The 25,734-nt window shown below is 71.0% G+C and carries 26 protein-coding genes; 14 read left to right on the plus strand and 12 right to left on the minus strand.

The features are described 5' to 3' along the window. The first annotated feature begins 50 nt into the window (after positions 1-50). The 4 genes from ABTU92_RS12250 to ABTU92_RS12265 all read left to right on the plus strand — a co-directional run bounded on the left by ABTU92_RS12250 (position 51) and on the right by ABTU92_RS12265 (position 3,596). Positions 51-434 (plus strand): hypothetical protein, encoded by a 384-nt coding sequence (locus tag ABTU92_RS12250; RefSeq protein WP_408090953.1) that lies wholly within the window; start codon positions 51-53, stop codon positions 432-434. A 187-nt stretch (positions 435-621) separates the two neighbouring features. Then, the gene (gene hisE, locus ABTU92_RS12255) at positions 622-987 is read left to right on the plus strand and encodes a phosphoribosyl-ATP diphosphatase (protein WP_408090955.1); all 366 of its coding nucleotides are present in this window, start codon (positions 622-624) and stop codon (positions 985-987) included. Between the two features lie 240 nt (positions 988-1,227). After that, positions 1,228-2,388 carry an LPS export ABC transporter permease LptF gene (lptF, locus tag ABTU92_RS12260; RefSeq protein WP_408090957.1) on the plus strand — a complete coding sequence of 387 codons (1,161 nt, stop codon included), beginning with the start codon at positions 1,228-1,230 and terminating at the stop codon, positions 2,386-2,388. After that, a complete protein-coding gene (locus tag ABTU92_RS12265) occupies positions 2,385-3,596 on the plus strand; it encodes a glycosyltransferase family 4 protein (protein WP_408090959.1) in 1,212 nt (403 codons plus the stop codon). The genes lptF and ABTU92_RS12265 overlap by 4 nt, the downstream gene beginning before the upstream one ends. Here ABTU92_RS12265 and ABTU92_RS12270 read toward each other — a convergent pair. Continuing rightward, positions 3,580-4,629 carry a glycosyltransferase gene (locus tag ABTU92_RS12270; RefSeq protein WP_408090961.1) on the minus strand — a complete coding sequence of 350 codons (1,050 nt, stop codon included), beginning with the start codon at positions 4,627-4,629 and terminating at the stop codon, positions 3,580-3,582. The two genes, ABTU92_RS12265 and ABTU92_RS12270, sit on opposite strands and share 17 nt — an antisense overlap. 170 nt (positions 4,630-4,799) lie before the next feature. Here ABTU92_RS12270 and ABTU92_RS12275 point away from each other — a divergent pair, with 170 nt between their 5' ends. From ABTU92_RS12275 to ABTU92_RS12290, 4 genes are all read left to right on the plus strand, one after another. Continuing rightward, a complete protein-coding gene (locus ABTU92_RS12275; RefSeq protein WP_408090963.1) occupies positions 4,800-5,705 on the plus strand; it encodes a hypothetical protein in 906 nt (301 codons plus the stop codon). 13 nt (positions 5,706-5,718) lie between these two features. After that, positions 5,719-6,903, plus strand: a complete 1,185-nt coding sequence (locus ABTU92_RS12280) for a glycosyltransferase (protein WP_408090965.1) — start codon at positions 5,719-5,721, stop codon at positions 6,901-6,903. Positions 6,904-6,980: 77 nt separating this feature from the next. Continuing rightward, positions 6,981-8,837, plus strand: coding sequence for an ABC transporter ATP-binding protein (locus ABTU92_RS12285; RefSeq protein WP_408090967.1), 1,857 nt, complete (start codon positions 6,981-6,983; stop codon positions 8,835-8,837). After that, a complete protein-coding gene (locus ABTU92_RS12290) occupies positions 8,834-9,670 on the plus strand; it encodes an enoyl-CoA hydratase/isomerase family protein (protein ID WP_408090969.1) in 837 nt (278 codons plus the stop codon). The genes ABTU92_RS12285 and ABTU92_RS12290 overlap by 4 nt, the downstream gene beginning before the upstream one ends. Here the strand turns inward: ABTU92_RS12290 and ABTU92_RS12295 are convergent, their stop codons facing one another. Both ABTU92_RS12295 and ABTU92_RS12300 read right to left on the minus strand, forming a co-directional pair. Then, positions 9,671-10,342: a TetR/AcrR family transcriptional regulator gene (locus tag ABTU92_RS12295; protein WP_408090971.1), complete on the minus strand. Its 672-nt coding sequence runs from the start codon at positions 10,340-10,342 to the stop codon at positions 9,671-9,673. Continuing rightward, on the minus strand, positions 10,288-10,920 hold the full coding sequence (locus tag ABTU92_RS12300) for a hypothetical protein (protein ID WP_408090973.1): 633 nt from the start codon (positions 10,918-10,920) through the stop codon (positions 10,288-10,290). The genes ABTU92_RS12295 and ABTU92_RS12300 overlap by 55 nt, the downstream gene beginning before the upstream one ends. Before the next feature lie 187 nt (positions 10,921-11,107). On the opposite strand from ABTU92_RS12300, the gene ABTU92_RS12305 reads away from it, so the two are divergent. From ABTU92_RS12305 to ABTU92_RS12315, 3 genes are read left to right on the plus strand one after another with little or no spacing between them, the layout of a single operon-like run. Next, complete coding sequence (locus ABTU92_RS12305; RefSeq protein ID WP_408090975.1) at positions 11,108-12,214, plus strand: RuBisCO large subunit C-terminal-like domain-containing protein; 1,107 nt, start codon at positions 11,108-11,110, stop codon at positions 12,212-12,214. After that, a complete protein-coding gene (locus ABTU92_RS12310; protein WP_408090977.1) occupies positions 12,211-12,333 on the plus strand; it encodes a hypothetical protein in 123 nt (40 codons plus the stop codon). Before ABTU92_RS12305 ends, ABTU92_RS12310 begins: the two co-directional genes overlap by 4 nt. Before the next feature lie 25 nt (positions 12,334-12,358). Further along, positions 12,359-12,832, plus strand: coding sequence for a cupin domain-containing protein (locus tag ABTU92_RS12315; RefSeq protein WP_408090979.1), 474 nt, complete (start codon positions 12,359-12,361; stop codon positions 12,830-12,832). 324 nt (positions 12,833-13,156) lie between these two features. On the opposite strand, the gene ABTU92_RS12320 is transcribed toward ABTU92_RS12315, so the two are convergent. From ABTU92_RS12320 to ABTU92_RS12340, 5 genes are all read right to left on the minus strand, one after another. Continuing rightward, complete coding sequence (locus ABTU92_RS12320; protein ID WP_408090981.1) at positions 13,157-14,134, minus strand: Bug family tripartite tricarboxylate transporter substrate binding protein; 978 nt, start codon at positions 14,132-14,134, stop codon at positions 13,157-13,159. Positions 14,135-14,341: 207 nt separating this feature from the next. After that, positions 14,342-14,833, minus strand: a complete 492-nt coding sequence (locus tag ABTU92_RS12325; RefSeq protein WP_408090983.1) for a GlcG/HbpS family heme-binding protein — start codon at positions 14,831-14,833, stop codon at positions 14,342-14,344. 65 nt (positions 14,834-14,898) lie between these two features. Continuing rightward, positions 14,899-16,248, minus strand: coding sequence for an NAD(P)H-dependent oxidoreductase (locus tag ABTU92_RS12330; protein WP_408090985.1), 1,350 nt, complete (start codon positions 16,246-16,248; stop codon positions 14,899-14,901). A gap of 265 nt (positions 16,249-16,513) precedes the next feature. Continuing rightward, positions 16,514-17,479: an ABC transporter substrate-binding protein gene (locus tag ABTU92_RS12335; protein ID WP_408090987.1), complete on the minus strand. Its 966-nt coding sequence runs from the start codon at positions 17,477-17,479 to the stop codon at positions 16,514-16,516. A 317-nt stretch (positions 17,480-17,796) separates the two neighbouring features. Then, positions 17,797-18,378 (minus strand): YqaA family protein, encoded by a 582-nt coding sequence (locus tag ABTU92_RS12340; protein WP_408090989.1) that lies wholly within the window; start codon positions 18,376-18,378, stop codon positions 17,797-17,799. Positions 18,379-18,558: 180 nt separating this feature from the next. Here ABTU92_RS12340 and ABTU92_RS12345 point away from each other — a divergent pair, with 180 nt between their 5' ends. The 3 genes from ABTU92_RS12345 to ABTU92_RS12355 all read left to right on the plus strand — a co-directional run bounded on the left by ABTU92_RS12345 (position 18,559) and on the right by ABTU92_RS12355 (position 20,711). Continuing rightward, on the plus strand, positions 18,559-19,260 hold the full coding sequence (locus tag ABTU92_RS12345) for a DNA-3-methyladenine glycosylase family protein (RefSeq protein WP_408090991.1): 702 nt from the start codon (positions 18,559-18,561) through the stop codon (positions 19,258-19,260). A gap of 2 nt (positions 19,261-19,262) precedes the next feature. Continuing rightward, positions 19,263-19,943 carry an alpha/beta hydrolase gene (locus ABTU92_RS12350; protein ID WP_408090993.1) on the plus strand — a complete coding sequence of 227 codons (681 nt, stop codon included), beginning with the start codon at positions 19,263-19,265 and terminating at the stop codon, positions 19,941-19,943. Positions 19,944-20,153: 210 nt separating this feature from the next. Then, a complete protein-coding gene (locus tag ABTU92_RS12355; RefSeq protein WP_408090995.1) occupies positions 20,154-20,711 on the plus strand; it encodes an HNH endonuclease in 558 nt (185 codons plus the stop codon). A gap of 84 nt (positions 20,712-20,795) precedes the next feature. On the opposite strand, the gene ABTU92_RS12360 is transcribed toward ABTU92_RS12355, so the two are convergent. The 4 genes from ABTU92_RS12360 to ABTU92_RS12375 form a co-directional block, all read right to left on the minus strand. Beyond that, the gene (locus tag ABTU92_RS12360) at positions 20,796-22,307 is read right to left on the minus strand and encodes a tripartite tricarboxylate transporter permease (RefSeq protein ID WP_408090997.1); all 1,512 of its coding nucleotides are present in this window, start codon (positions 22,305-22,307) and stop codon (positions 20,796-20,798) included. A 7-nt stretch (positions 22,308-22,314) separates the two neighbouring features. Beyond that, positions 22,315-22,758 carry a tripartite tricarboxylate transporter TctB family protein gene (locus tag ABTU92_RS12365; RefSeq protein WP_408090999.1) on the minus strand — a complete coding sequence of 148 codons (444 nt, stop codon included), beginning with the start codon at positions 22,756-22,758 and terminating at the stop codon, positions 22,315-22,317. Between the two features lie 124 nt (positions 22,759-22,882). Next, on the minus strand, positions 22,883-23,854 hold the full coding sequence (locus ABTU92_RS12370) for a tripartite tricarboxylate transporter substrate binding protein (protein WP_408091001.1): 972 nt from the start codon (positions 23,852-23,854) through the stop codon (positions 22,883-22,885). A gap of 532 nt (positions 23,855-24,386) precedes the next feature. Then, complete coding sequence (locus tag ABTU92_RS12375) at positions 24,387-25,553, minus strand: alpha-hydroxy acid oxidase (protein WP_408091003.1); 1,167 nt, start codon at positions 25,551-25,553, stop codon at positions 24,387-24,389. Positions 25,554-25,734: the final 181 nt, after the last annotated feature.

Below are 25,734 nucleotides of genomic sequence, written 5' to 3' on the forward strand. Positions count from 1 at the left end.
TGATTCATCCCGCCGGAGCGCGGCGGAGCGGAGCAGTGCAGAGGTTCCCCATGCGCAAGTCATCCACCATGGCCGTCGCCGTGGTCGCGGCCGCCGCGATCGTGATCGGCGGCTTCGGCCCGACGCCGGCCGTCGCGGCCTCCGCCGGCAAGGCCGGCCCCGATCTCACCAATGGCACGGTCGAGGCCGGCGCCCAGCGTCGCTATCACCGGGGCGGCCGCTCGTATCGCGGCGTTCCGCCCGGGGTTCCCTATGCGGTCGGCGCCGCCGCTGCGACCATCATCGGCATCGCGGCCGCCAACGCCGCGGCCCGGCGCAGCTATTACTACGCGCCCTACGGCTATTACGGCGGACCGCCGCCGGCTTACGGCTATTACGGCCCCGGTTACGCGCCCTACGGCTACGCGCCCTACGGTTACTACGACCGCTGGTGAGGCGCCGCCGGGCCGGTGGCGGGACGGCGGGCACGGCCGACCCGAGATCGGCCGGCACCGCCGGTCAGAGCCGAGACGGCCGGCACGCCCGGCCAGACGCGAAACGGCGTCGCCCGGCGACGCCGTTTTTTGTGTGCGATGCGATGGAGACGGTTTCCGGACGGCTGCAGTCCGCTATCGTTTTCGCATGGCTGATTCGATCGATCGGTTATTTCGCGCCGTCCTGGCCGCCAAGGATGCCAAGCCGTCGAGCTCGCGGACGGCGCGGCTCGTCCATTCCGGGCGCGCCAAGATCGCCAAGAAGGTGGCCGAGGAGGCCGCCGAGGTGATCATCGAGGCGATGGACAACCACCACGACAACGTCGTGCGGGAAAGCGCCGACCTCGTCTACAACCTCGCCGTGCTGTGGGCGGCCGTCGGCGTCAAGCCGGCCGAGGTGTGGAAGGAGATGCAGCGGCGCGAGCAGCTCTACGGCATCGCCGAGAAGCTGTCCAAGCGGCCTGCGAAAGTGCGCCGCAAGCGTCCGGCCGCGGCGCTGCGCAAGCGCGGCTGAGCGGCGCCCGGCGCGTCACGGGGCATCGCCCGGCGGTTCTGCACCGCCGGCCGGCCGGACGGTCCGGCGCACGCCTGGGGACGGCCCCCACCCGCCGCGAAGCGCCGCCCCCTGGCGGCGCAGCCACCGGGCGCCGGGGCGCGACCTCGGTCCGGCGTGCCAAGCGCCACGACATCGCCTATAACGCAGGGTCTATGACGGAGCCGGCCGCCGCACGCCGGGCCCCCGGGACGAGCGCCGATGGATTCGCTGGACAAATACGTCTTCAAGACCGGCTTCAGCATGTTCCTGCTGGTCCTGTTCAGCCTGACCGGGGTGATCTGGGTGACCCAGATCCTGCGCCAGATCGACCTGATCACGGGCCAGGGCCAGACGGTGCTGACCTTCATCGGCATCACCAGCATGATCATCCCGACCCTGATGCTCATCCTGGCGCCGATCGCCATGCTGATCTCGGTCGTCTACACGCTGACGAAGCTGAACGGCGATTCCGAGCTCGTCGTGATGAGCGCCGCCGGAGTGTCGCCGCGGCGGTTGTTCCGGCCCTTCGCCATGCTGGCCGCCGTGGTCTCGATCCTGGTGATGATCATCGCGGTCTTCCTGTCGCCGTTCCTGCAACGCGAGATGAACGACCGGCTCGCCAAGGTGCGGGCCGACGTGGTCGCCAACATCGTGCGGCCCGGCACCTTCACGTCGATCGAGCGCGGCCTGACCTTCCACATCCGCGAGAAGAAGACCGACAGCCAGTTCGGCGGCATCCTGATCGACGACTTCCGCGATCCGAAGGAGCGCGCGACCATCCTGGCCGATCAGGGCAACATCGTTCAGACCGGACGCGGCACCTATCTGGTGATGACCGACGGCTGGGTGCAGCGTCGCCGCGCGTCCGACCGCGACCCCACCATGGTCAAGTTCGAGCGCTACGCCTTCGACCTGTCGCCCTACACGGTGGCGAACCGGGTCTCCTACGGCCTGCGCGAGCGCTATCTGTGGGAGCTCCTGTTCCCCGATCCCGACGACAAGCTGCTCAAGACCTCGCCCAACCAGTTCCGGGTCGAGCTCAACGACCGCCTCGTCGCGCCCCTCTATCCGATCGCCTTCGTGGTGCTCGCCTACATGCTGATGTGCACGCCGCGCTCGACCCGCCAGGGCCGCGTCGGCTCGACCGCCATGGTGATCGTCGGCGTGTTCGCGCTGCGCATCCTCGGCTTCGCCTGCATGGCGATCGGCCAGAGCTCGCCGATCGCCCTCTATCTGCTCTATCCGGTGCTGCTGGGCGCCATCGGGCTCGGCCTGTTCGCCATCTACACGGGCCGCGGGCTCGAGCGCGACGTCACGCTCGATCTCGCCATGCTGCGCAGTCGCCTGCTCGCCCGGCTGCCGCGTCCGGCCTGGCGGTGAGCCTCGACCTCGCCCACCGCGCCGGCGGCGGCCAGGCGCTCGTCGCGGCGGAGCGCACGCGGCTGCGCATCGCGCTCGCCGTGGTCAAGCTCTTTCCCGGCGGCGGCCTGCAGCGCGACTGCCTCGCCATCGCCCGCGCCCTGCGGGAGCGTGGCGCCGGCGTCACCATCCTGACGGCGGAGCGGGCGGCCGGAACTTTCGCCGACGATCTCCCGGTCGAGATCCTGAAGGCGCCGGGGCGGACCAATCACGGCATCCAGGCGGCCTTCGCGACCGCGGTCGCCGCGGCGGCGCCGCGCTTCGAGGCGGTGGTCGGCTTCAACAAGATGCCGGGGCTCGACCTCCTCTACTGCGCCGACCCGTCGATCGCGGCCCGGATCCGCCGCCTGTCCTGGCGCGCGCTGCTGCCGCGCTACCGCACGTTCCGGCGCCTGGAGGCCGGCGCCTTCGCGCCGGGCGCGGCGACCCGCCTGCTGCTGCTCGCCCGCCCGCAGGCGGCGGCCTATCGGGCCGCCTGGGGCACCGAGCCGGAGCGCATCACGGTGCTGCCGCCGACCGGCGCACCGGCGCGCCGGCAGCCGGGGCTGCGCCGGGACGGCACCCGCGAGCGGATGCGCGCGGCGCTCGGCCTCGGGCAAGGGAGCGACGACGAGATGGTCTGGCTCGCCGTCGCCGTGCAGCCGGCGATCAAGGGGCTCGACCGCACCGTCGCGGCGCTCGCGGCCCGGCCGGAGGCGCGCCTCCTGGTCGCCGGCCTCGCCGCCCGCGACAAGGCGGCGCGCGGCACCGTCCGGCTCGCCGCCAAGCTCGGGGTCGCGGACCGCATCCGCTGGCTCGGCCATCGCGAGGACGTGCCGGCCGTCATGGCGGCGGCCGACGTCCTGGTGCATCCGGCCCGGCTCGACACCACCGGCACCGTGATCCTGGAGGCGGTCATCAACGGCCTGCCCGCGGTCGCCTCCGGGGTCTGCGGTTATGCCGAGCACGTCGCGCTCGCCGAAGCGGGCCTCGTCCTGCCCGAGCCGTTCGCCGAGGCCGACCTCGCGGCCGCGCTGGCGACGGCGGCGGATCCGGGCCGGCGCGCCGTCTGGTCGGCGAACGGCGCCGCCTATGGCGAGACACCCGAGCTCTATGCGGGGCTGCAGTCGGCGACCGACGCGATCCTCGCGGTCGCCACCGAGCGGGCGGCGCTCAGACGCGGCCGGTGAGCGCGCCGACCGCGAGCGCGATCCCGCGGGCGGGGTGCAGCCGCAGCATCCGCCACACCAGCCCGAGCCGGCCCGGGATGCCGAAGCCGGGTCGTTTCGCCAGCGCCAGCAAGGCCTTCTGGGCGAGCTTGCGCTCCCGATGCGACAGCGGCGTCGGCGGCGCGAGCAGCGGGCCGAGATCGACCGGCCCGAGCGCCGGGGCGGCGGCGGGATCGGCCAGCGCCAGCACCCGGTAGAGCCGGACATCCTCGGCGAAGGCCCCTGCCGCGGCGGCCGGGTCGGCGAGATCGGGCGGGCCGGCGAGCGCATCGGCCGGATCCGGCAAGCCGGCCCGCCGGGCAGCGGCGGCGCGCTGCGCCAGCCGCACCGAGAAGCACTGCCGGACCTCCTTGCGGCTGGTGACGTTGCCGCCGTGCCAGCGGTAGCGGATCAGCGGTTCCGGCAGGTTACCGACCTCCGCCACCTCGGCGACGCGCAACCACAGGTCGTAGTCCTCGGCCGCCTCGAAGGCGGCCCGATAGCCGCCGAGCCGGCGCACCAGGTCGGTGCGCAGGATCAGCGAGGAGTGGATGAACGGGTTGGTCCGCTGGAGCAGCGCGACCAGCGCCGCCGGATCGGTCTCCGGCGTCAGCCGGCCGATCGGGCGGCCGTCGGCGTCGATCGTCTCGGCCCAGCTTCCGAGCAGTCCCAGGGCCGGCCGCGCCGTCATCGCGGAGAGTTGACGGGACAACCGGCTCGGCATCGCGACGTCGTCAGCGTCGAGCCGGGCCAGATACGCGCCCCGCGCCGCCTCGACACCCGTGTTCAGCGCCGCGACCAGCCCCCGTCCGCCGGTCGCGAACAGCCGCACCCGCGGGTCGCGCGCCGCCGCGGCGGCCAGAACCGCCGGCGTGTCGTCGATCGAGCCGTCGTCGATGGCGACGAGCTCGAGGTCGTTCATGTCCTGCTGGAGAACACTGTCGACCGCCTCGCGCAGGAACGGCCCGCCGTCGCGCACCGGCAGAACCACCGAAACCGTCACCCCAGCCGTCATCGACACCGTCGCCCGAAACCGTCGCCCGAAACCGTCGCCCTCTTGGCGGGTTACCATAGTCGCCCCGGGTCGCGGCGGCGACCCTGCCGCCGCCCGGCCGGCGCGCCTGCGGACCGCCTCGGGGCAAACCCGAGACTGGCGCAAACGGACCCGATTCCGTATGAGGAAGCATGCCGCGGGCGATGTCCGACTATAGCTGGCACGAGTGGCTCCGGTTGCGGCCCCTCGTGCAGTCCCTCAAGACGGCGCGTTACCGCGCCGTCGACACCGCCTATCGCCGCAAGCCTCCCGCGGCCGGCGACCTCGCCGCGGTCGGGCACGCGATCGCCGGCCGCAACGCCCTGGTGACGATCGCCTTCGCCGACGTCAACGCCGCCCGCTGGCAGATCGCCCTGATCCGCCACTACGTGCCGGACGTCGTCCACGTCATCGTCGACAACTCGCCCGACGACGCGACGGCGGAGCGCATCCGGCACGTCGCCCGGGCCGAGGGCGCGCACTACCTGCAGCTGCCGCGCAACCCGTGGACCGGCAAGGCGCCGAGCCGCTCGCATGGCCTCGCCCTCAACTGGACCTGGCACAACCTGATTCGCCCGGCCGTCCCGGCCGCCTTCGGCTTCATCGACGACGACCTGTTCCCGACCGGGCGGGACGATCCGTTCGCGCCGCTCGCCCGCCAGGACTGCTACGGCCAGGTGCGCCGCATCGGCAGCCGCTGGTTCCTGTGGGCCGGCTTCTGCATGTTCCGGTTCGACAAGGTCGCCGACCTGCCGCTCGACTTCGGCCAGGACTGGTTCGTCGGCCTCGACACCGGCGGGGGCAACTGGGAGCCGCTGTACAGCCGCCTCGACCTCTCCACCCTGGAGGAGGCCGAGACCCGCTTCGTGCCGTTCCGCCCCGGGCTCGCCGTGGAGGACGGCCCGCTGCAATGGGTCGGCCCGTGGCTGCACGAGGTCGGCCTGATGGGCCGGCCCGAGCTCGCCGAGGAGAAGCGCAACACGGTCGAGAGCCTCATCGCGCCGCATCTCGCGGCCGCCATGCGGCCCTTCGTCGAGAAGGAGCCGGCGTCGTCCTGACGCCCGCCGCCGCATGTCCGACATCACCCTGTCGAGCCCGATGGCGCCGGCCACGACCGCGCCGCGCGATCCGGAGCACGGTCCGCAGCACGGTCCCGAGATCACGGCCCGGCCGCCCCGTGTCGACGCGCCGCGCATCGTCGAGATCGGCCCGACCGGCTACATGCACGCGGCGTTTCCGCAGACCACCACGTTCTTCTCCACCTGGCCGGACGAGACCCGGACCGATCCGGCGCAGGGCCGCCACGTTCCGACCTTCGGCACGCTGCCCGACCTCGCGGCCCGCCTCGCCGACCCCGACCTCGACCTCGTCGTCGTGCACGCGCCGGCCAGCGCGCCGTGGAGCCTGCGGGCGCTCGGGCGCACCCTGTTCCGCCGCAGCGTGCTGCACGGCGCGCTGCCGCTCGCCCGCGCGCTCGCGCCGCAGCTCGTCCGCCGGCGTGTCGCGGCGCCGCTCGCCGTGCTCGACTTCGACGATCCCGCCGTGATCGATCGTGGCAACGCCTTCCTGCTCGACCGCGCCGTCGCCTATTTCAAGCGCGAGCTGCCGGCCGATCACTGGCAGGCCTTCACCGGCACGCTGCACTGGCGGGTTCCGACGCCGCGCTTCCGCCGCGTGGCGAAGAACCGCCGCCGCATGGAGACGCTCGTGCCGCTGTCCCTCGGCGTGCCGCTCGAGGTCTTCGCGCGCCCCCTGCCCGAGGTCGTGCCGGAGGCGGAGAAGACCGCCGACATCTTCTGGGCCGGCCGGGTGAAGGACTCCTCCACGGTGCGCGAGACCGGGCTCGGCGAGCTGCTCGCGCTCCGTGATCACGGCATCGTCGTCGACGTGCCGGACGCACCGCTGCCGCTCGACGCCTATCTGGCCCGGATGGCCCGCGCCCGCCTGGTGTGGACGCCGGAGGGCTACGGCTGGCAGTGCTTCCGCCTCTACGAATCGGCGCTGTGCGGCTCGGTGCCGCTCGCCAACCAGCCGTCGATCGCGCGTCACGCCCCGCTCCTCCAAGGCGAGCACGCGCTCTACTACGACGTCGAGCCGGGCGGCCTCGCCCGCGCCGTGCGGGCGGCGCTCGCCGATCGCGCCGGGCTCGCCCGCATCGCCGCGGCGGGTCGCGCCCACGTCCTCGCCCACCACACTCCGCCGGCGATCGCCCGCCACGTCGTCGCCACCGCGCTGCGCCTCGCCGCGGCGCGGTGAGGGCGCCGGTTGGACGCCCGGACAGCGATCGACTACAGTCCCGCCGGCCGCCGCTCCGGCCCTTCAGCGAGTTCTCGATGAGCAAGTTTATCAATGTCTTAGCGGGCCTGTTCCGGGTCCGGGGCAACGCCGATCCGGCCGGCACCGTGGCGGTCGTGAGGCGGCTCCTGTCCGAGTATGGGCGCGGCCATGCGAAGAGCTACGCGCTCGCCTTCGCCTTCATGGGCGTCGGGGCGGCGGCGACCGCGGCGACCGCCTATCTGATCGGCTCGGCCGTCAACCAGGTCTACGTCGACAAGAGCTTCAGCGGCGTCGCGGCGGTGTCGATCGCCGCGATCGTGATCTTCGTCTGCAAGGGTTTCGCGACCTACGGCCAGGCCGTGACGCTGGCGCGCATCTCCAACCGCATCATCGCCGTCAACCAGAAGCGGATGTTCGACCGCCTGGTGCAGCAGAGCCTCGGCTTCTTCTCCGACAAGCACTCCTCGGAGTTCGTCGCCCGCATCAATTTCGGGGCCGCCTCGGCCTCGGCCGTGCTCAACAGCCTGATCACGGCGGCCGGCCGCGACCTCCTCACGCTGATCGGCCTGATCTTCGTGATGGTCTACCAGCAGCCGCTGCTGTCGATCGTCGGCCTGCTGATCATGCCGCCGGCCGTCCTGGTGCTGCGCAAGCTGATCAAGCGGGTGCGGCAGATCACGCTCGCCCAGTTCGGCGGCACCGTGATGATCCTCCAGGCCCTGCAGGAGACCGTGCAGGGCTTCAAGATCGTCAAGGCGTTCAACCTCGAAAGCGTCATGCAGGAGCGGGTTCACCGCCACGTCGACACGATCGAGCAGGCCTCCAACAAGCTCGCGCGCGTGCAGAACCGCTCGACGCCGCTGATGGAGTCGCTGGGCGGCATGGCGATCGCGTCGGTGCTGCTGATCGGCGGCTACAGCGTGCTCGTGCTCGACGCGACGCCGGGCGGCTTCATCTCGTTCATCACCGCGTTCCTGCTCGCCTACGAGCCGGCCAAGCGGATCGCGCGGCTCAACATCGAGCTGCAGTCGAACCTGGTCGGCGTGCGCATCCTGTTCGAGCTGCTCGACCTGCCGGTGCCGCCGGCCGACACCCGCACGACCGCCCTGAACGTCACCGAGGGCGCGGTGCGCTTCGAGAATGTCGACTTCGCCTACCGGCCGGGCGAGCCGGTGCTGAAAAACGTGTCGTTCGAGGCGGCGCCGCATCGCATCTCCGCCTTCGTCGGCGCCTCGGGCAGCGGCAAGTCGACGATCTTCAACCTGCTGCTCGGGCTCTACACACCGCAGTCGGGCCGCATCCTGATCGATGGGCAGGACATCGCCACGGTGTCGTCGACGTCGCTGCGCCGGGCTTTTGCCTATGTGGGCCAGGACGTCTATCTGTTCCACGGCACGATCCGCGAGAACATCGCGCTCGGGCGCATCGGCGCGTCCGAGGACGAGATCGTGGCGGCCGCCAAGGCGGCCTACGCGCACGACTTCATCACGGCGTTTCCGGACGGCTACGACACCAAGGTCGGCGAGCAGGGCGCGCAGCTCTCCGGCGGACAGCGCGCCCGCATCGCGATCGCCCGCGCCCTCCTGCGCGACGCCCCGATCGTGCTGCTCGACGAGCCGACGGCGGCGCTCGACTCGGAGGCCGAGGCCTTCGTGCAGGCCGCGATGGGCGAGCTGATCAAGGGCCGCACCACGCTGGTGATCGCGCACCGGCTCTACACCATCGCGCATGCCGACCGCATCCACGTGGTCGAGCAGGGCGAGATCGCCGAGACCGGCCGCCACGAGGAGCTCCTGAGGAAGGGCCAGCGCTACGCCACCTTCTATCAGCTCCGCCTGTCCGAGCCCGGCGCCGACACGCCCATCGACGCCGATGCGCCCGTCGCGGACGAATCGGTGCGGGCGGCCGTATGAGGCTGCCGTCCGACGACGCCGTCGCCAGGCACGACAGCGGCCATGTCCTGGCGACCCGCGACGCGCGCGGCGTCGCGACCCTGACGCTCGACCGACCCGACAAGGGCAACGCCTATGACGGCGACATGCTCGAGCGGCTGTTCGCACTGATCGGCGCCGTCTCCGAGAATCCGGCGGTGCGCTGCGTGGTGCTGCGCGGCAATGGGAAGCACTTCGGCGTCGGCGGCGACGTCGTCGGCGATCCCGACGCGCATTCCGGCCGCCCGGACGGGACGGGCGTGCCGATGCCGTCCGTCTGCCTCGCCCTCGACGCCTGCCCGAAACCGACCATCGCGCTGGTGCATGGCGCCTGCATGGGTGGCGCCTTCGCCCTCGCCGCCTGCTGCGACGTGCTGATCGCCGCGGAGGACGCGCGCTTCGCCGTGCCGGAGCTGCGGCTCGGGTTTCCGGTCGCGCCCTATGTGCCGCTGTTCGAGCGGGCGCTCGGCCCGCGGGCGCTGCGGCGTCTGCTGATCACGGGCGAGGCGATCGGCGCCGAGGAGGCGCTGCGGCTCGGCGTCGCCCACCGGCTGTGCACGACGGCGGACATGGAGGCCACGCTCGACGAGACGATCGCGGCGGTGCTGCTGTCGGCGCCACGGGCGACCGCCGAGGCGAAGGAGGATCTCCGCGCCCTGCGTGGACTCGCGCCGACCCCGGAGCTGATGGCGTCGCTCGCCGAAAAGTTTCGCCGCGGCTTTCTCGCCCCCGAAGGTGTCGAGGGCCGCGCCGCCTTCGCGGCGCGCCGGCGTCCATCCTGGGCGCCGCCGGAGCCGCCGACGCGGCGGAGCTGATCAGTCCAGCCGGCGCGGCCGGCCGGCGAGGCCGGTGAGCGCCAGGTGGGTCAGCCGGTCCGCGAGCCGCTCGACCATGGCGTTGTCGTAGCGCAGCCCGAACGGCGCGGAGCGGAACACGTCGCGATTGCGCACGAACGGCATCGCCTGGTTCATCAGCCAGGCGGTGGCGACCGCCACCTCCTCGTTGGAGGCGTCCGGCGGCAACAGCTTTCGCGCGATGCTCGCCGCGCTGGCGACGGCCGGGGCCCGGCCGGAGGCGAGGAACTGCTTGTAGGGCCGCGACGGCTGCATGTCCTCCCAGGCGAAGACCTTGAGATAGCGGCCGATGGTGTTGCGCCGCAGCACCGGGCGAAGCTGGTCGCGGATCAGGTCGCGCAGCATCGCCTCGGGTGGCCGCTCGTCCGGCTCGGCGAAGCCGGCGGTCGAATCGGCGCCCGCGAAGGCCGAGGCGGCGACGTGCAGGACCTCCTGATAGAGGCCGTCCTTGTTGCCGAAATAGTGCTTCACGGCGGCCGGATTGGCGCGCGCCCGCTGACAGATGCGCCGCACCGACGCGCCCGCATAACCGTGATCGGCGAACACTGCGAGGGCGGCGCGCAGGAGCCTCTCGCGGGTCAGGGCAGGACGTCGAGCAGGGATCCGATCGAACTCGTGACGCGGTGTTTCCATTCGAGCACCTTGCTGGTCGCGGACTCGGCGGCGGACCGCGCGAGCCGGAGCGATGAACCGAAGGTCCAGTGACCGTCGCGGCCGGTGCCCTCGACGCGGTCCTCGGAGGTTCGAGCGAGGGCCACGAGGTCGAGCGGCGGCGATACGGTCGGGGGCTCGATGGAGGCCGCGACGCCCGGCGTCGCGGCAGGTGGAGCGAGCGCCGCGGCAGGCGGCACCGCTCGCGGCGGCGTCGCGCTTTGCGACGACGTCGCAGCACGGCTGCGGTCGGGCCTCTCGGGCCGGGCCGCGGGCCGCTCCGGTTCCGGCTCGGGCCGGGCCACGGGCGCAGGCGCCCGGTCCGCCACCGCAACGGTGACGGGCACCGGCACGCCGGCGGGCGGCTCGATCCGAGTGGTCGCATGGAGTATCGGCACGGGCGGCCGTGGCGGCCCGTCCGGTGGCGACGTGTCCTGGATGGCCGAGAGCAAGAGCGTCGCCGCGGTCGTCGCCGATCCCGCGATCGCCGTTCCCTTCGCAAAACGCAAGACGAGCGCACGCGCCGTCGCGCTCCGAAGGAGCCTCGACCAGCCCACCATTCACTAACTCCCCCAGTCCCCCGAGACGAATTTGGCCACGGTTTCGTGGCGGAGATGGGGCTTTGGCGTGACAGTCCCGGTGCGGGAATTTGGCGCGTACACCCGCCGGGCGATGTGCTAGGACCGTGCGGATCAGCCGCAGCTGGTTCATTTTCCAGACGTTTTTGGTTTCTTGGAGTGAGGTGTCGTGAACCGCCGTGTCGAGGTCACGTATGTGGTGCGCTGTCCCGCGGCGGAGATCGATTCGCGCGCGACGGCACTCGCGATCGAGCAGAGCGTGGAGATGCCGTTGTCGGCCATCGCCGATTCGGCCGTGCTGGAGGAGATCGTCGGACGAGTCGAGCGAATCGCGCCGGCCGGCGACGGCTGCTTCGGCGTCACGATCGGGCTCGCCGACGCGACCATCGGGACCGACGCCGGCCAGCTCCTCTCGATGCTGTTCGGCAACTCGTCGCTGCACGACGACGTGGTGCTGTCCGACGTGGATGTTCCGGCCGCGACCGCGGCGGCGTTCGGCGGCCCGCATCACGGCATCGCGGGTTTTCGCGAGCGGCTCTCCGCACACGGCCGCGCCCTCACGGCGACGGCGCTGAAGCCGCAAGGGCTCACGAGCACGGCGCTCGCCGCGCTCGCTGAAAAGTTCGCCGCGGGCGGCATCGACCTGATCAAAGACGACCACGGTATCGCCGACCAGTCGGCCGCACCGTTCGCCGAGCGGGTGCCACGCATCGCGGACGCGGTTCAGGCGGCCGGCGCGCGCAGCGGGCACACGACCCTCTACGTGCCGAATCTCTCCGGCGATCTCGACCGCATGCGCACCCAGGTCGCCTGCGCCCGCGCCGCCGGCGTCCGCGCCGTGATGGTGGCGCCCATGGTGGCGGGCTTCGCCACCATCCACACGCTGGTCGCCGAGTGCCCCGACATTCTGTTCGTCGCCCATCCGGCGCTCGGCGGGGCGAGCCGCATCGCGCCGCCGCTGCTGTTCGGCAAGCTGTTCCGCCTGATCGGCGCCGACGCGGTGGTCTATCCGAGCTACGGCGGCCGCTTCGGCTACACGATCGAGACCTGCCGGGCGCTCGCCGCGGCGGCCCGCACGCCCTGGCACGACCTCGCGCCCAGCCTGCCGGTGCCGGCCGGCGGCATGACGCGCGAGCGCGTGCCGGAGCTGCTCGACGTCTACGGCGCCGACACGATGCTGCTGATCGGCGGCGCGCTGCTCGACGCCAAGGAGAACCTCGTCGCCGCCACGGCCGATCTCGTGGCCGCCGTGCACCGGCACGACTATATGAGATGATCAGTCATGTGCAGTTGGTCATTCCGGGGCGCACCGCAGGTGCGAACCCGGAATCCAGCGACATGGATCGAGCGAGCGACTGGATTCCGGGTTCGCCGCTGCGCGGCGCCCCGGAATGACCGAGACCGAGACGACGGCGACATCATGGCCACCGACCCGACGACCCCGAAAAGCTTCCGCAAGGCCGAGACGGACTTCCGCTGGGAGGGCGTCGAGGCGCGGCCCTACAAGGAGGACGAGCGGGCGTTGTTCAAGGCGGTGTCGCGCCAGATCCTGTTCTCGGATCCGAATCTCGCCGGCGAGCTGCGTTATTTCGAGGTCGACGCCGGCGGGTTCTCGACGCTGGAGCGCCACGAACACGTCCACGGCGTGATGATTTTTCGCGGACGCGGGCATTGCCTCGTGGGTGACGAGGTGCGCGAGGTGGGCGAGCGCGACCTCGTCCATATCCCGCCGATGACCTGGCATCAGTTCCGCGCCACCCGGGGCGAGCCGCTCGGCTTCCTGTGCATGGTCGACGCGGTGCGCGACAAGCCGCAGCTCCCCACGCCCGACGATCTCGCCGCCCTGGAGGCGAACCCCAAGATCGCCGCGTTCCTGCGCGGCACGCCGTGGTAGCGCGTTTCTGGTTCGGAAGCGGCTTTCTTCCGCTCGTTTCCGCGAAGGCGGGGACCCAGGAGCCGCAGGGCGTGCCGCCGCTGGATGCCCGCCTGCGCGGGCATGAGCGGAGGATGGGGTGATTTGGTATCAAATCCACCCGATCGGTTCGTTATCATTCCGGGGCGCGGCGAAGCCGCGAACCCGGAATCCAGCGGCAAGCTCCAAACTCTCGGCTGGATTCCGGGTTCGGCGCGGAGCCTGTGCTCGGGCGGCGCGAAGCGCCGACCCGAGTGCGTCGCCCCGGAATGACCACCGAGGTGATCAGCCGTCCGTCCCGCCGCCTCAGTCGAGGCTCACGCCGGCGGCCTGGACCACCGGGCCGAAGCGGGCGCGCTCGCGCTCGATGAAGGCGACGGCCTTCGTGGGCGAGGAGTCGGCCACCGGATCGATGCCGATCCGGCGGAGCTGGGCCTGGACCTCCGGCTCCGCCATCACGCGCCGCGTCGCCTCGGCCAGCACCGCGAGCTCGGGCGCCGGCGTCCCCTTGGGCGCCGCCACGACGTTCCACAGGCCGGCCTCGAAGCCCTGGGTGCCGAGCGCCTCGTCGACGGTCGGGATGTCGGGCGCGAGATCCGAGCGCTTCGCCGCCGCGACCGCCAGGATGCGGGCCTTGCCGCCGCGATGCTGCGCGATCGAGGTGCCGAGCGTGTCGATCACCATGCCGACCTGGTTGCCGATCAGATCGTTCATGGCGGGCGCAGAGCCCTTGTAGGGAATGTGCGGAATGTCGAGCCGGCCGGCCTCGGTCTTGAACAACTCGCCGGCGAGATGGAGGAACGTGCCGGTGCCGGGCGAGCCGTATTGCAGCTTTCCGGGATTGGCCCTCACGGTCGCGACCAGGGCGGCGAGGTCGGCCGGGCCGGACGGATGCACGACCACCACGGCGGGCGCCGAGCCGACGATGGCGACCGGCGCGAAGTCCTTCAGCGAGTCGTATTTCGGGCTCTTCGACAGCAGATTGTAGAGGCCGTGCGTCGAGGCGGTGCCGAACAGCAGCGTGTAGCCGTCCGGGGTCGCACGGGCGACCTCGGTCGAGCCGATGGCGCCGGCGGCGCCGGGCTTGTTCTCGACCACCATGGGCTGGCCGAGCACCGCCGACATGCGGGCCGCGTACTGCCGGGCGAACACGTCGGTCGGGCCGCCCGCCGGGAACGGCACGACCAGCCGGATCGGATGGCGCGGATAGGTTTCCTGCGCGGCGAGCGGTGACAGCGACAAGCCGAGGCAGAGCGCCACGGTCGCGACGAGCTTGCTGATCATGGTCGTCTCTCCTCGGTCGGTTCGGGGGTCGGCGACGCTGCCGGATATCACAGCGGGACACCGTGCTGATCACAGGTGATCAGTCTTCCGTCATTCCGGGGCGCGGCGAAGCCGCGAACCCGGGATCCAACGTCGAGTGCAGTGTTCTCGGTTGGATTCCGGGTTTGGCGCTGCGCGCCGCCCCGGAATGACCGCGCGGATGCGTTCTCACAGGCCCGCATCGCGCCAGTTGTCGGCCGGCTGCTCGGGGTGTGGCGTCAGCCCGGCCCGCTGCACGGCCGTGACGGCCGCGTACTCGTCCTTGTCGGAGGCGTCGCCGCTGATGCCGACCGCGCCGATCACCTCGCCGGCCGCGTTCCTGATCAGGACGCCGCCCGGGACCGGGATGAAGCGGCCGTCCGAGGCGGCGGCGAGCGCGCTCTGGAAAGCGATCCGCTCGCGCAGCCGATCCCTGATGGTGCGGCTCGCGATGCCCATGCCGAGCGCCCCCCAGGCCTTTCCGGTGGCGATGTCGGCGCGCAGGATGCCCGACCCGTCCTCGCGCTTGAGCACCACGGTGTGGCCGCCGGCGTCGAGCACCGCGACGGTCAGCGGCAGCAGGCCGGCCTCGCGGCCGGCCGCGATCGCCTCGTCGGCGATCTTGTCGGCGGTCGCCAGCGGCAGCGCGACCTGCAGGCGATGGACGTAATAGTCGCTCATGAACGTGCTCCCATGTTGGCGCCGCCGTCGATGTGTCTCGTGCGGCGCATCTCGTGCGGCACGGCTCAGCCGGACGTCCGGCCGAACACCGCCTCCATGTCGCGCCGTGCTTTCACGGCGATGTCGGTCGGGTCGATCGTGACGTCGTCCCAGCGCAGCGCGGCGCCCTGCGGCACGTCGCGCGTCAGCGTCACGCCGTGGGCGAGACCGAGCGGCAGCAGGCCGTCGGCGAGCGACCGCGCGGCCGGCGTCTGCTTGCCCCAGACGCAGAAGCCGCCCTCGCCGTCCAGCACCTCGCCCGTCTTCAGTGCGCGCTTGGCGGTGGCGACGACGTCGGAGCGAAAGCCGGTCGGGGCACCCGTCGGCTCGCCGCGCAGCGCCGCGCTCGCAACCGAAATCCCGAGCTCGAGCCCGATCATGTGGATCGGCCGGTAGAGTGCGGCGTAGCGCCCGCTGGTGTCGGGCAGCATCGCGTATTCCTTGAAGCAGCGCCGCGCGTATTCGGTCTCGCCCTCGATCACCACATAGGTGCCGAGCGCGAGGTGATGCGGCACGTCGCTGCCCTGGCGGTCGACCGAGGAGACCACCTCGGTGACGCCGACCTTCTCCAGCGTGCCGCCGTCGCGCTCCGGCTTGCACACCTCGGCCAGCGCGAAGCGCGTCGCCGGCGGAAAGCGCAGACCGTCCGACTGCGGCACCAGGCCGGTCGCGTTGCACACCGCCGTCATCTCGATCGCCGACTTGGTGCCGTCGACGAAGGAGTTGAACATCTTCGGATTGATCGAGCCGCGATCCGTGATCGACAGGTACTTGTCGAGGATGTCCCACACCGTGTCGGGCGTCGAGGCGTGGTAGTGCGGTTCGTATCGCGTGCCCTTGCCGGCGGCGATCACCCGAAAGCCGCAAGCCCGCGCCCAATCGACATGCTCGCAGATCAGCGCCGGCTGGTCGCCCCAGGCGAGGCTGTAGACGACGCCGGCTTTTCGCGCGCGTTCCGCGAGCAGCGGGCCGGCGAGCGCGTCGGCTTCGACATTGACCATCACGACATGCTTGCCGTGATCGATCGCGGCGAGCGCATGCGTGATGCCGGCGACCGGCACGCCGGTCGCCTCGACGATCACCTCGACCCCGGCATGGGCGATCAGCGCGGCGGCGTCCGGTCCGACATGGGTCTTTCGCGATGTCAGCGCGTCGTCGAGTGAGGTCGCGGTGGAGCGCTCCGGCTCCCAGCCGACGGTGGCGAGCTGGCGCTGCGCGCGGGCGGGGTCGAGATCCACGATGCCGACGACGTGCAGGCCACGGGTCAGCCGCGCCTGCGCCAGGAACATCGCGCCGAACTTGCCCGCCCCGATCAGCCCGACCGTGACGGGCTTGTCCGCGGCCTCGCGAGCGAGGAGCTTTTGGGAGAGGTTCATGGAGCAGACCTCGGCAACTCGTGAAACAGGGCATACAAGGCCGAGCGTCCAACCGCCCTCACCCTGAGGAGCCCGCCCGATCTCGGGCTCGCCCGAGATCGGTTCTGACGATGTCCGATCGAGAGCCCGTGTGGATGCGGGCGTCTCGAAGGGCGAGGGCGGCCCGGCGGCGGTGTGCCGGAGTCCGGCCCGGTCTTCGGCCACATGGTTCGAGACGCGGCCTCCGGCCGCTCCTCACCATGAGGACCGAGAGCGCGCGCTCGGCTCACATGCCGGCGATCGCCTTCTGATAATAGGACAGGTCGACGTAGTCGGCGGCCGGCTTGGTCGGCTTGCCGGTGTGCTTGGTGCGCAGCGCCAGCACGTTCTCGAAGCCCTTCATGTCGAGCGCCGCGTCCTTCGGCATGCCGGCGAGCAGCAGGCCGTAGCCGGCGGTCGCGACCTCCTCGGGCAGCCTGAGATTGTCGGAGACGAGCTTGATCGCCGCCGCCTTGTTCTTCGGGTCGGTCGACCAGCGCACGCCCTCGACATAGGCCGAGAGATACTTCACCAGCGTGTCGGAATTCTCGCGACCCCACTTGGCGAGCACGAAGCCGGCCGAGGCCTGGTACGGGCCGATCACCTTGGTGGCCTCGCCCATGTCCTTGAGGCCGGCCTTCTGGGCGCGCAGCGAGAAGGGCGGGTTGAGCATGGTGGCGGCGAGCGTCTTGTCGGCGAGGAGCGCGTCGACCCGCTTCATCGTCGCGCCGACCACCTGCACCTTGTAGTCCTTCTCGCGCTCGAGCCCGGCGGAGCGCAGGATCTCGTAGAGCTGGAACGCATAGGCCGTGTTGGGCGCGTCGACCGCGACGGTCTTGCCGCGCAGATCCTTGATGTCGGAAATGTCGGGCTGCACGAACAACCGGTTCATGCCGTTGTCGCCGCCGACCACGATCTTGGCGTCGGCACCGGCCATCTCGACCATGGCGACCGAGTTGTCGGAGGCGGCGTGAACGACCTGGAAGCGCCCGTCGGCGAGGCCGTTGCGCAGCTCGTCCGAGTTGGGGGCGACCTTGATGTCGACCTCGAGCCCGCGCTTGGCGAACAGGCCCTGCGACTGCGCCGCGAACAGTGGCAGGTTCTGCATGCCGGCGAACACCATGATAGTGAGCTTGGTCTGCGCCGCGGCGGGCCCCGATCCGGCGATCAGGGCGGCGGTCGCGGCCGCGAGGGCGAGGGTTCTTGCGCGCATGGGGTTGCTCCTTGGCGGTCTTCTTGCTCGGCTCGGCGGAATCGTCGCGGGACCGGGAGGCGGACGCGGGCCGGCACCACCGCAGGGCGGTGCCGCGGCAGCAGACTCAGGGCTGTGGGTGGACGATCACGCGAAAACCTCCCGGCGGGCGGATCTTGGTCGTCCGCCTCGCCGGCACTCTAGAGCGAAACCGGTGCGGCTGTGAATGCTCCGCGCGCGCATGCGCGCCCGTCCGGCGCCGCGACCGGCGCATGACGCCATCCGAAACGGCACCGTCAGAGACACGGGATCGGCCGGGTCAGGGCCCGGCCGGAGCGTCACATGATATACAGAGCTGCGACGATGCCGCCGATCAGCACGACCAGGAAGATCGTGAACCAGAAGCCGAGGCGCTTCTCGATGTGCTCGCGGGCGACCGGCCCGTAGCGCTGCAGCAGAAAGGCCGACAGGAAGAAGCGCGCACCCCGGGTGATCACCGAGAACAGCACGAAGAGGAAGAAGTTGTAGCCGGCGAAGCCCGACGTGATGGTGACGATCTTGTAGGGGATCGGGGTGACGCCCTTGATCAGGATGATCAGTGAGCCCCACTTGGCGTAGGCCTCGCGGAACGCCTCGACCTTGTCGCCGTAGCCGTAGAGCGAGATCAGCCACAGGCCGACCGAGTCGTACAGGAAGGCGCCGATCGCATAGCCGAGAACGCCGCCCAGCACCGACGTGATGGTGCAGACGAGAGCGTAGTAATAGGCCTTGTCCGGGCGCGCGAGCGCCATCGGAATCAGCATGGTGTCGGGCGGGATCGGAAAGAACGAGCTTTCCGCGAACGACACCGTGCCGAGCGCCCAGGTGGCGTGCGGCTTGCCCGCGGCGCCGATGCACCAGTCGTAGAGCTTCCTCAACATGGCCGCCTGCTTAGCGGGGGCGGCCCGGAAAGTCCATGCGGTCCGGTCCGTCGCGGTCGCCGACGCGGTGAGGCCCGACGCCGCGGGCGGCGCCGATCGTATGCAGGACCCGTCACCTTCGCCGCGGCCGATCGCGGAAAACGGGTTCAAGACGCCGCGCCGGGGGATTATCTCTCGCCCATGCCCAGCGCCCCGCCCGTCTCCCCCGCCCGCCTGCGCATCGACACCGAGGCCGACATCGACGCCGGGCTCGCGCATCTCGTCGCCGCCGATCCGCGGCTCGCCGCCGTGCTGGCGGTGGGCGGCCGGCCGCCGCTGCGCCGCCGCCCCGGCGGCTTTCCCGGCCTCGCCGCGACCGTCCTGGGCCAGCAGCTGTCCACCGCCAGCGCCGCGGCCATCGGGGCGCGACTGTTCGCCGCCATCGACCCGTTCGCGCCCGAGCGGGTGCTGCGGACCCGCGACACGACGCTGGCGCGGATCGGCCTGTCGGCGCCGAAGATCAAGGCCCTCAAGGAGATCGCCCGGGCGCTCCGGGACGGCGCCCTCGACCTCGACGCGGTCGCCGGCCTGCCGGCCGACGAGGCCCACGCCGCGCTGGTCGCCGTGCACGGCATCGGGCCGTGGACGGCCGACAGCTATCTGCTGTTCTGCCTCGGCCACGCCGACGCCTGGCCGGCCGGCGATCTCGCCCTGCAGGAGGCGCTTCGCATCGCCTTCGTCCTCGACGCCCGCCCGACGACCAAGCAGATGGGGCCGCTCGCCGAGCCGTGGCGGCCGTGGCGCGGAGTGGCGGCTTTCTTGCTATGGACGTATTATCGCACCATCAAGCAGCGCGACCCCGTGCTGCCGGCCCCGCCCGTCCCGGCGGAACGAGGAGCATGACCGTGGCAACGATCGACGGCCCGCGTCTCGCGCCGCGCTCGCAGAGGCAGGCGCGCCAGCTCGTCGTCTTCCTCCACGGCTACGGGGCGGACGGCAACGACCTCATCGACATCGGCCGGATGTGGCAGCCCCTCCTGCCCGATGCCGCCTTCGTGTCACCGCACGCGCCGCGTCCCTGCGGCCAGGCCCCGGTCGGCCGCGAGTGGTTCCCGCTGACCTTCCGGTCGCCGGGCGAGCGCTGGCGGGGCGTCCAGGCTGCCGCTCCGGCGCTCCACCAGTTCCTCGACCAGGAGCTCGCCCGCCACGGCCTGCCCGGCACGGCGCTGGCGCTGGTCGGCTTCAGCCAGGGCACCATGATGGCCCTGCATGTCGGCCTGCGGCGCGCCGTCGCGCCCGCCGCCATCGTCGGCTTCTCCGGCATTTTTGTCCTTCCGAACGACGCCGGGCCCGAAGCGGCCGAGGCGGTGGCGGGCGAGATCAAGGCCCGGCCGCCGGTGCTGCTGGCGCACGGCGCCGACGACGACCTGATCCCGGTCCAGGCCCTGCTCCAGGCGGCGAACGGCTTGGCGGCGCTCGGTATTCCGGCCGAGTGGCACATCTCCTACGGGATCGGCCACGGCATCGACGAGGACGGGCTGGCGCTCGCCGGCGGCTTCCTCGCGCAACGCTTCGCCGGCCGCTGAGCGGCCAGGCCGAGGTTTCGGGCGCCGCGATCCGAATCGATCCGCCCCGCCGGGGCGGCGGTGCGCGACGACCGCTCTCCGGCGCAGATTTCACAGGCGCTTCCGCACGGCTTCACAAGCCTGTCACGGCTGCCTATAAGATACGACGTGCTGGTTTGCTGCGCTGCAGCGGTACCGCGCTGCGGCGCCCCGAAACGAGGTGGAGGGGCGTTGAACGCTCACACGTCGCCGAGCGGATGGCCGGTCCTTGTGCTCAACGCCGACTTCCGTCCGCTGAGCTACTATCCCCTGTCGCTGTGGTCGTGGCAGGACGCGATCAAGGCGGTGTTCCTGGACCGGGTGAACATCGTCGCGCACTACGACAAGGCCGTGCACAGCCCCACCCTGGAGCTGCGCCTCCCCAGTGTCGTCTCGCTCAAGACCTTCGTGAAGCCGACGACCAACCCGGCCTTCACGCGGTTCAACGTCTTCCTGCGCGACCGATTCTCCTGCCAGTACTGCGGCAGCCACGACGATCTCACCTTCGACCACGTGATCCCGCGCTCGCGCGGCGGCCAGACCACCTGGGACAACGTCGTCACGGCCTGCGCGGCCTGCAACCTGCGCAAGGGCAGCAAGACCCCGCACGAGGCCGGCATGAAGCCGGGCCAGATCCCGTTCCAGCCGAGCGTCAACCACCTGCACCGCAACGGCCGCCTGTTCCCGCCCAACTACCTGCACGACAGCTGGCTCGACTATCTCTACTGGGACACCGAGCTCGATCCGTGAGGCTGCGCGTGGCGCGCGGCCGGCCCCGCGGGACCGGGACCGACCGCGACGCATGCCACCCGGGACGATCGACCTCTCCGCGGGCTACTTCTCCGCCATGACGCCGGTGAGCTTGGAGCGGGTCAGCTCCAGATAGGCGGCGCTGCCGATCGACAGGACGATCAGCGACACCAGCACCCAGGAGATCGGGTTCGCCAGCATGTGCAGCAGCACCGGGCCGTCGGCGAGCTGCACGGCCTGGCGGAAGCCCTGCTCGGCGAGCGGCCCCAGGATCATGCCGAGCACCATGGGGGCGGCCGAGAAGCCGGTCTTGCGCATCAGGTAGCCGAGGATCCCGAACGCCATCATGGTGTAGACGTCGTAGATGTTGTTGCCGAGCGAGTACGACCCGACGATCGACAGCACGATCACCGAGATGATCAGGATCGTGTTGGGGAGCCGCGCCACCACGCCCATGTAACGGCACATCGCCATGCCGACGAAGCCCATCACGATGTTGGCGATCAGGAAGCCGACGCACACCGTGTAGGTGAAGTGGGCGTGCTCGGTGAACAGGGTACGGCCGGGCTGCATGCCGTGCAGCACCAGGGCGCCGAGCAGGATGGCGGCCGACGGGCTGCCCGGGATGCCGAGCGTGAGCAGCGGGATGATGGCGCCGCCCGTCGTCGCGTTGTTGGCGCTCTCCGACGCCGCGACGCCGCGGATCGAGCCCTTGCCGAAGTCCGGATCGTTCTTGGCGAAGCGCTTGGCCTCGTTGTAGGCGGTCCACGAGCCGATGTCGCCGCCGGCGCCCGGCAGGATCCCGATGATGATGCCGATGATCGAGGAGCGCCACAGCGTCGGCTGGATGAACCTGAACTCGGCCCAGGTCGGCAGCAACCGCCACTTGCCACCGGTCGTCTGCTCGGCCTCCTGGATGGTGTTGTGCGGCCGCTCGCACATCAGCAGCGCCTGCGACAGCGAGAACAGCCCGATGACGGCCGGCACGAAGCCGATCCCGCCCTGCAGGTCGTAGATGCCGAAGGCGAACCGCGGATAGCCCGAATCGAGATCGAGGCCGACCGTGCTGATGGCGACGCCGACCGCGCCGGACAGGAGCCCCTTGATCATGTTGCCGCTGGCGAGCGTCCCGATCACCGAGATGCCGAACACGGCGAGCCAGAAGTACTCGGCGGGACCGAACTTGAGCGACAGGAGCGACAGCGGCGGCGCGATGGCGATCAGGGCGACCGCGCTCAGCAGGCCGCCGAACACGGAGGCGAAGGTGGAGATGCGGATCGCCTTGTTGAATTCGCCCTTGCGGGTCAGCGCGAAGCCGTCGATCGCCGTCGCCGCCGAGGCCGAGGTGCCGGGCGTGTGCAGCAGGATCGCCGAGAACGAGCCGCCGTAGATCGCCGCCGTGTAGAGGCTCACCAGCATGATCAGGGCCGAGATCGGGTCCATGCCGAAGGTGAGCGGCAGCACCAGCGCGATGCCGAGATTCGAGCTCAGCCCCGGCATGGCGCCGATGATCAGGCCGATCACCACGCCGGCCAGCATCACGCCGAGATGGACGGGCGTGAAGGCGTCGGCGACGACGGTCAGGAGCATGTCCATGGCGTTCTCACAAGACCGGCGGCCGCAGCGTGAGCGGCACGTTGAGCACGACGACGAAGATCCCGTAGACGACCACCAGCAGCACGACCGTGGCGAAGGCGTACCAGCCGAGCGCACGGACGCCGAGGATCGGGACCAGCACGGCGGCGAGCAGCATCATGCCCAGGAAGAAGCCCACATAGGTCGCCGCGGCGAGCGCGAGCGCCGTCGCCACGAAGGCCAGGATCGGACGGATCATCACGGAGGGGCTCGTCCCGCCCTCGCCGGAGCCGCCGGCCGCCGCGGCCGGAAGCAGGCTGCGGCCGACCATCAGGGCCGAGAAGGCGCAGATGATCACGAGCATGACGCGCGGAAACAGGCGGGCCATCTCGGGATAGGCGTCCGAGACGTGCCAGAGGACGGCGCAGAACGCGATCAGCGCGACGCCGACGATGCGGTTGACCCAGAGCACGGCAGGCTCCGATCGGATGCGAGGGGGTGCGTGACGGGACGCGAAGCGAGCGAAAGCGAGGCGAGCGAAAGCCGAGCCGGACGGTCGGCGGCGGAAGGACTCGTCTTCCGCCGCCGCCGGCGGGCTACCAGCCCATCAGATCCTTCACGGTCTGCTCGTTGTCCTTGAGGAACTTCCGGTAGGCGTCGCCCTTGATCGAGCGGAGCTCGAGGAACAGGCTGTCGGCCTTCTCCTGGTGCTCCTTCGAGGTCACGACCTTGTCGAGCCAGGCGACGAGCTTCTCCTCGACGTCCTTGGGCAGCCCGGCCGGCCCGGCGACGCCGCGCGACACCGAGGCCTCGATGTCGTAGCCCTGCTCCTTGAAGGTGGGGCTGGTCGGCAGGAAGCGCGACTTCGTCGGCGACATCACGCCGAGCACCCGGAGCTGATTGTCCTTCACCTCGGTGACGATTTCGCTCAGATTGCAGGCCAGCACCTGGACGTGATTGCCCAGCACCTGCGACTTCGACTCGGGCGTCGCCTTGTTGTGGATGACCTTGAACTTCGCCCCGGTCATGCGCTCGAGCTGCATGATGGCGAGATGCTCGTCGCCGCCGACGCCGTGCGCCGTGATGCTGATGGTGCCGGGCTTGGCCTTGGCCGCCTCCACCAGCTCCTTGACGGTCTTGTAGGGGCTGCCGGGGACGACCGTGATCACGACGTAGTCGATGACGTGGTTGATCAGCGGCGTGAAGCTCTCCAGCCGCTCCTTGCGGCCGAGCTTGGGATCGAGATAGCCCATGTAGAAGCTCGGGGCGTTGAGCAGGCCGAGCGTGTAGCCGTCGGGCTTCGCCGCGGCGAGCGTGCCCCAGCCGGTCCAGCCGCCGCCGCCCGTGATGTTCTGCACGATCACGGGCTGCTTGACCAGCGGCTCCAGGTCCTTGGCGAGCAGGCGGGCACCGATGTCGGTGCCGCCGCCGGCCCCGTAGGGCACGATCAGGGTCAGGTTCTTATCGGGGAACTCGGCGCGGGCCGCGTCGGGCGCGGCCGCGAGGGCCAGGACCGACAGCGCGGTCGCGGTGGCGAGGGCGACGTGGAGACGTTTCGTGAAGGTCATTGCGGTCCTCCCTGGGTCGGGACCGGACGGGCGTCCGGCACGGGCCGACAGGCGTCATGGACGTGATGCGGCCGACGACCGGACGGTCCGCCGCGCGCAGGCCAGGCAAGCTGCACTTCGAAGAAACGCTTCATCATATGCGCATTCGGCAAAGGTTCCAGCGGCGTGCCGTGGCTTCCACTTTGCATGCAAGCTCGCGCTCGCAGTGCAGCGAGATCGAAGAATCGGATCGGGCGGGCAGTAGAGCGAAGATGACGCCTCCGCGGCGGATCGCACAGGATCGGAGCCGGGATCAGCTGATCACAAGACGAACCGTGCTCCCGGCGACGCCGTCAGCTCTCGAACAACGTTCGAGCGCGTCGGGAACATCTCCGATCGCGGCCCGTCGCGCGTCGGTCCGGGCCGGTCGACGGTTCGGCCACCCCGCCAGAGCTGTGCGTATCCGATCCGTCGGAGTCATGATCGTTTCGCCGAGCTGATCCCCGGAAAGCGAAACGCCCGCGCAGGCGGCGATGCGGCAGACTGGACGGGCTCAAGTCCGGTCTGCGCGGGAGTCCACCCGCCGCAGGACGGTGGATCTTGCCGCCTTCAGCTCGTCGATCGCGCCGAGGCCCATCAAAGCGAGCGTGATGGACAGCTCGGTCGCGAGGATCTCGACGGCGCGCGCCACACCGGCCTCGCCGCCCGCGGCGAGCGCGAAGGCGTAGGCACGGCCGAGCAGCACGCCGGAGGCGCCGAGCGCCAGCGCCTTGACGATGTCGGCGCCGCGCCGGATGCCGCCGTCGAGCAGCACCTCGAAGTCCGGCCCGACTGTTTCGACGACCTCGGGCAGCACCGAGATGGTGGACGCCACGCCGTCGAGCTGACGGCCGCCGTGGTTGGAGACGACGACAGCGTCGGCGCCCGCGTCGCGCGCCGCGAGCGCGTCGGCCGCCGACAGCACGCCCTTGATCACGAGCTTCCCGGGCCAGCGCGCCCGCAGCCAGTCGACCTCGGCCCAGCTCACGGTGCGGTCGATGCGACGCGACAGGTTCACGGCCTGCTCCAGCGCGCCCTTGCCGAACTCGGGGTGCTTTTCCAAGGCCTCGACGGCCGGCATGCCGTGCCGCAGGAGATCGAGAAGCCACGCCGGCTTCGACAGCATCGAGAGCAGCATCGCCGGCGTCGGGCGGCGCGCCGAGCGGAACCTGTTGCGCACGTCGCGCTCGCGGATCGCCGTGACGGTGCAGTCGACGGTGAGATGCAGGGTCGACACGCCGGCCGCCGTGGCCGCGGCCAAGAGCTCGTCGGTGAGGCCGCGGTCGTCCAGCATGTAGAGCTGGAACTGGAGATCGCCGCCGGCCTCGCGCGCGAGCGTCTCGATCGAGGCGACCGAGAAGGTCGACAGACAGAACGGGATTTTTGCGGCCCGCGCGGCGCGGGCCGCGAGGATCTCACCGCCGCCGCGATAGAGGCCGAGGAAGCCGACCGGCGCCAGCATGAAGGGCAGCGCCTGGCGCTTGCCCAGGACCTGCGTCGACAAGTCCGGCACGCGGGCGCTGGCGAGGACGCGCTGCTCGATCGCCCACGCATCATAGCCGCGCCGGTTCTCACGCAGCGTCGTCTCCGAGAAGCTGCCGCCGTCGATATAGTCGAAGAAGATTTTCGGGAGCCGCCGCTGCGCGGCCTCGCGCATGTCGTCGATGTTGACGATGGTCATCGCTAGTCGTCCAGCCGGCGCGGGTCGCGCGCTGCGGTGCCCGTCGCGGCAAATTCCTGTCTCGTCATGGCCGGGCTTGTCCCGGCCATCCACGCCTTCCCTTGCCGCAGCACCGCCAGTTCGTGGATGGCCGGGACGAGCCCGGCCATGACGGAGGCAGTCAATGCTCCGTCGCGGCGAG

Source organism: Rhodoplanes sp. SY1 (assembly GCF_046000175.1).
GTDB lineage: Bacteria > Pseudomonadota > Alphaproteobacteria > Rhizobiales > Xanthobacteraceae > Rhodoplanes.

Excerpts from the sequence above, each read along its gene's own strand:
- ABTU92_RS12250 (WP_408090953.1), top strand. The coding sequence starts at position 51 with ATGCGCAAGTCATCCACCATGGCCGTCGCCGTGGTCGCGGCCGCCGCG.
- hisE (WP_408090955.1), top strand. The coding sequence starts at position 622 with ATGGCTGATTCGATCGATCGGTTATTTCGCGCCGTCCTGGCCGCCAAG.
- lptF (WP_408090957.1), top strand. The coding sequence starts at position 1,228 with ATGGATTCGCTGGACAAATACGTCTTCAAGACCGGCTTCAGCATGTTC.
- ABTU92_RS12270 (WP_408090961.1), bottom strand. The coding sequence starts at position 4,629 with ATGACGGCTGGGGTGACGGTTTCGGTGGTTCTGCCGGTGCGCGACGGC.
- ABTU92_RS12275 (WP_408090963.1), top strand. The coding sequence starts at position 4,800 with ATGCCGCGGGCGATGTCCGACTATAGCTGGCACGAGTGGCTCCGGTTG.
- ABTU92_RS12280 (WP_408090965.1), top strand. The coding sequence starts at position 5,719 with ATGTCCGACATCACCCTGTCGAGCCCGATGGCGCCGGCCACGACCGCG.
- ABTU92_RS12285 (WP_408090967.1), top strand. The coding sequence starts at position 6,981 with ATGAGCAAGTTTATCAATGTCTTAGCGGGCCTGTTCCGGGTCCGGGGC.
- ABTU92_RS12290 (WP_408090969.1), top strand. The coding sequence starts at position 8,834 with ATGAGGCTGCCGTCCGACGACGCCGTCGCCAGGCACGACAGCGGCCAT.
- ABTU92_RS12295 (WP_408090971.1), bottom strand. The coding sequence starts at position 10,342 with ATGGAAACACCGCGTCACGAGTTCGATCGGATCCCTGCTCGACGTCCT.
- ABTU92_RS12300 (WP_408090973.1), bottom strand. The coding sequence starts at position 10,920 with ATGGTGGGCTGGTCGAGGCTCCTTCGGAGCGCGACGGCGCGTGCGCTC.
- ABTU92_RS12310 (WP_408090977.1), top strand. The coding sequence starts at position 12,211 with ATGATCAGTCATGTGCAGTTGGTCATTCCGGGGCGCACCGCAGGTGCG.
- ABTU92_RS12315 (WP_408090979.1), top strand. The coding sequence starts at position 12,359 with ATGGCCACCGACCCGACGACCCCGAAAAGCTTCCGCAAGGCCGAGACG.
- ABTU92_RS12320 (WP_408090981.1), bottom strand. The coding sequence starts at position 14,134 with ATGATCAGCAAGCTCGTCGCGACCGTGGCGCTCTGCCTCGGCTTGTCG.
- ABTU92_RS12325 (WP_408090983.1), bottom strand. The coding sequence starts at position 14,833 with ATGAGCGACTATTACGTCCATCGCCTGCAGGTCGCGCTGCCGCTGGCG.
- ABTU92_RS12330 (WP_408090985.1), bottom strand. The coding sequence starts at position 16,248 with ATGAACCTCTCCCAAAAGCTCCTCGCTCGCGAGGCCGCGGACAAGCCC.
- ABTU92_RS12335 (WP_408090987.1), bottom strand. The coding sequence starts at position 17,479 with ATGCGCGCAAGAACCCTCGCCCTCGCGGCCGCGACCGCCGCCCTGATC.
- ABTU92_RS12340 (WP_408090989.1), bottom strand. The coding sequence starts at position 18,378 with ATGTTGAGGAAGCTCTACGACTGGTGCATCGGCGCCGCGGGCAAGCCG.
- ABTU92_RS12345 (WP_408090991.1), top strand. The coding sequence starts at position 18,559 with ATGCCCAGCGCCCCGCCCGTCTCCCCCGCCCGCCTGCGCATCGACACC.
- ABTU92_RS12360 (WP_408090997.1), bottom strand. The coding sequence starts at position 22,307 with ATGGACATGCTCCTGACCGTCGTCGCCGACGCCTTCACGCCCGTCCAT.
- ABTU92_RS12370 (WP_408091001.1), bottom strand. The coding sequence starts at position 23,854 with ATGACCTTCACGAAACGTCTCCACGTCGCCCTCGCCACCGCGACCGCG.
- ABTU92_RS12375 (WP_408091003.1), bottom strand. The coding sequence starts at position 25,553 with ATGACCATCGTCAACATCGACGACATGCGCGAGGCCGCGCAGCGGCGG.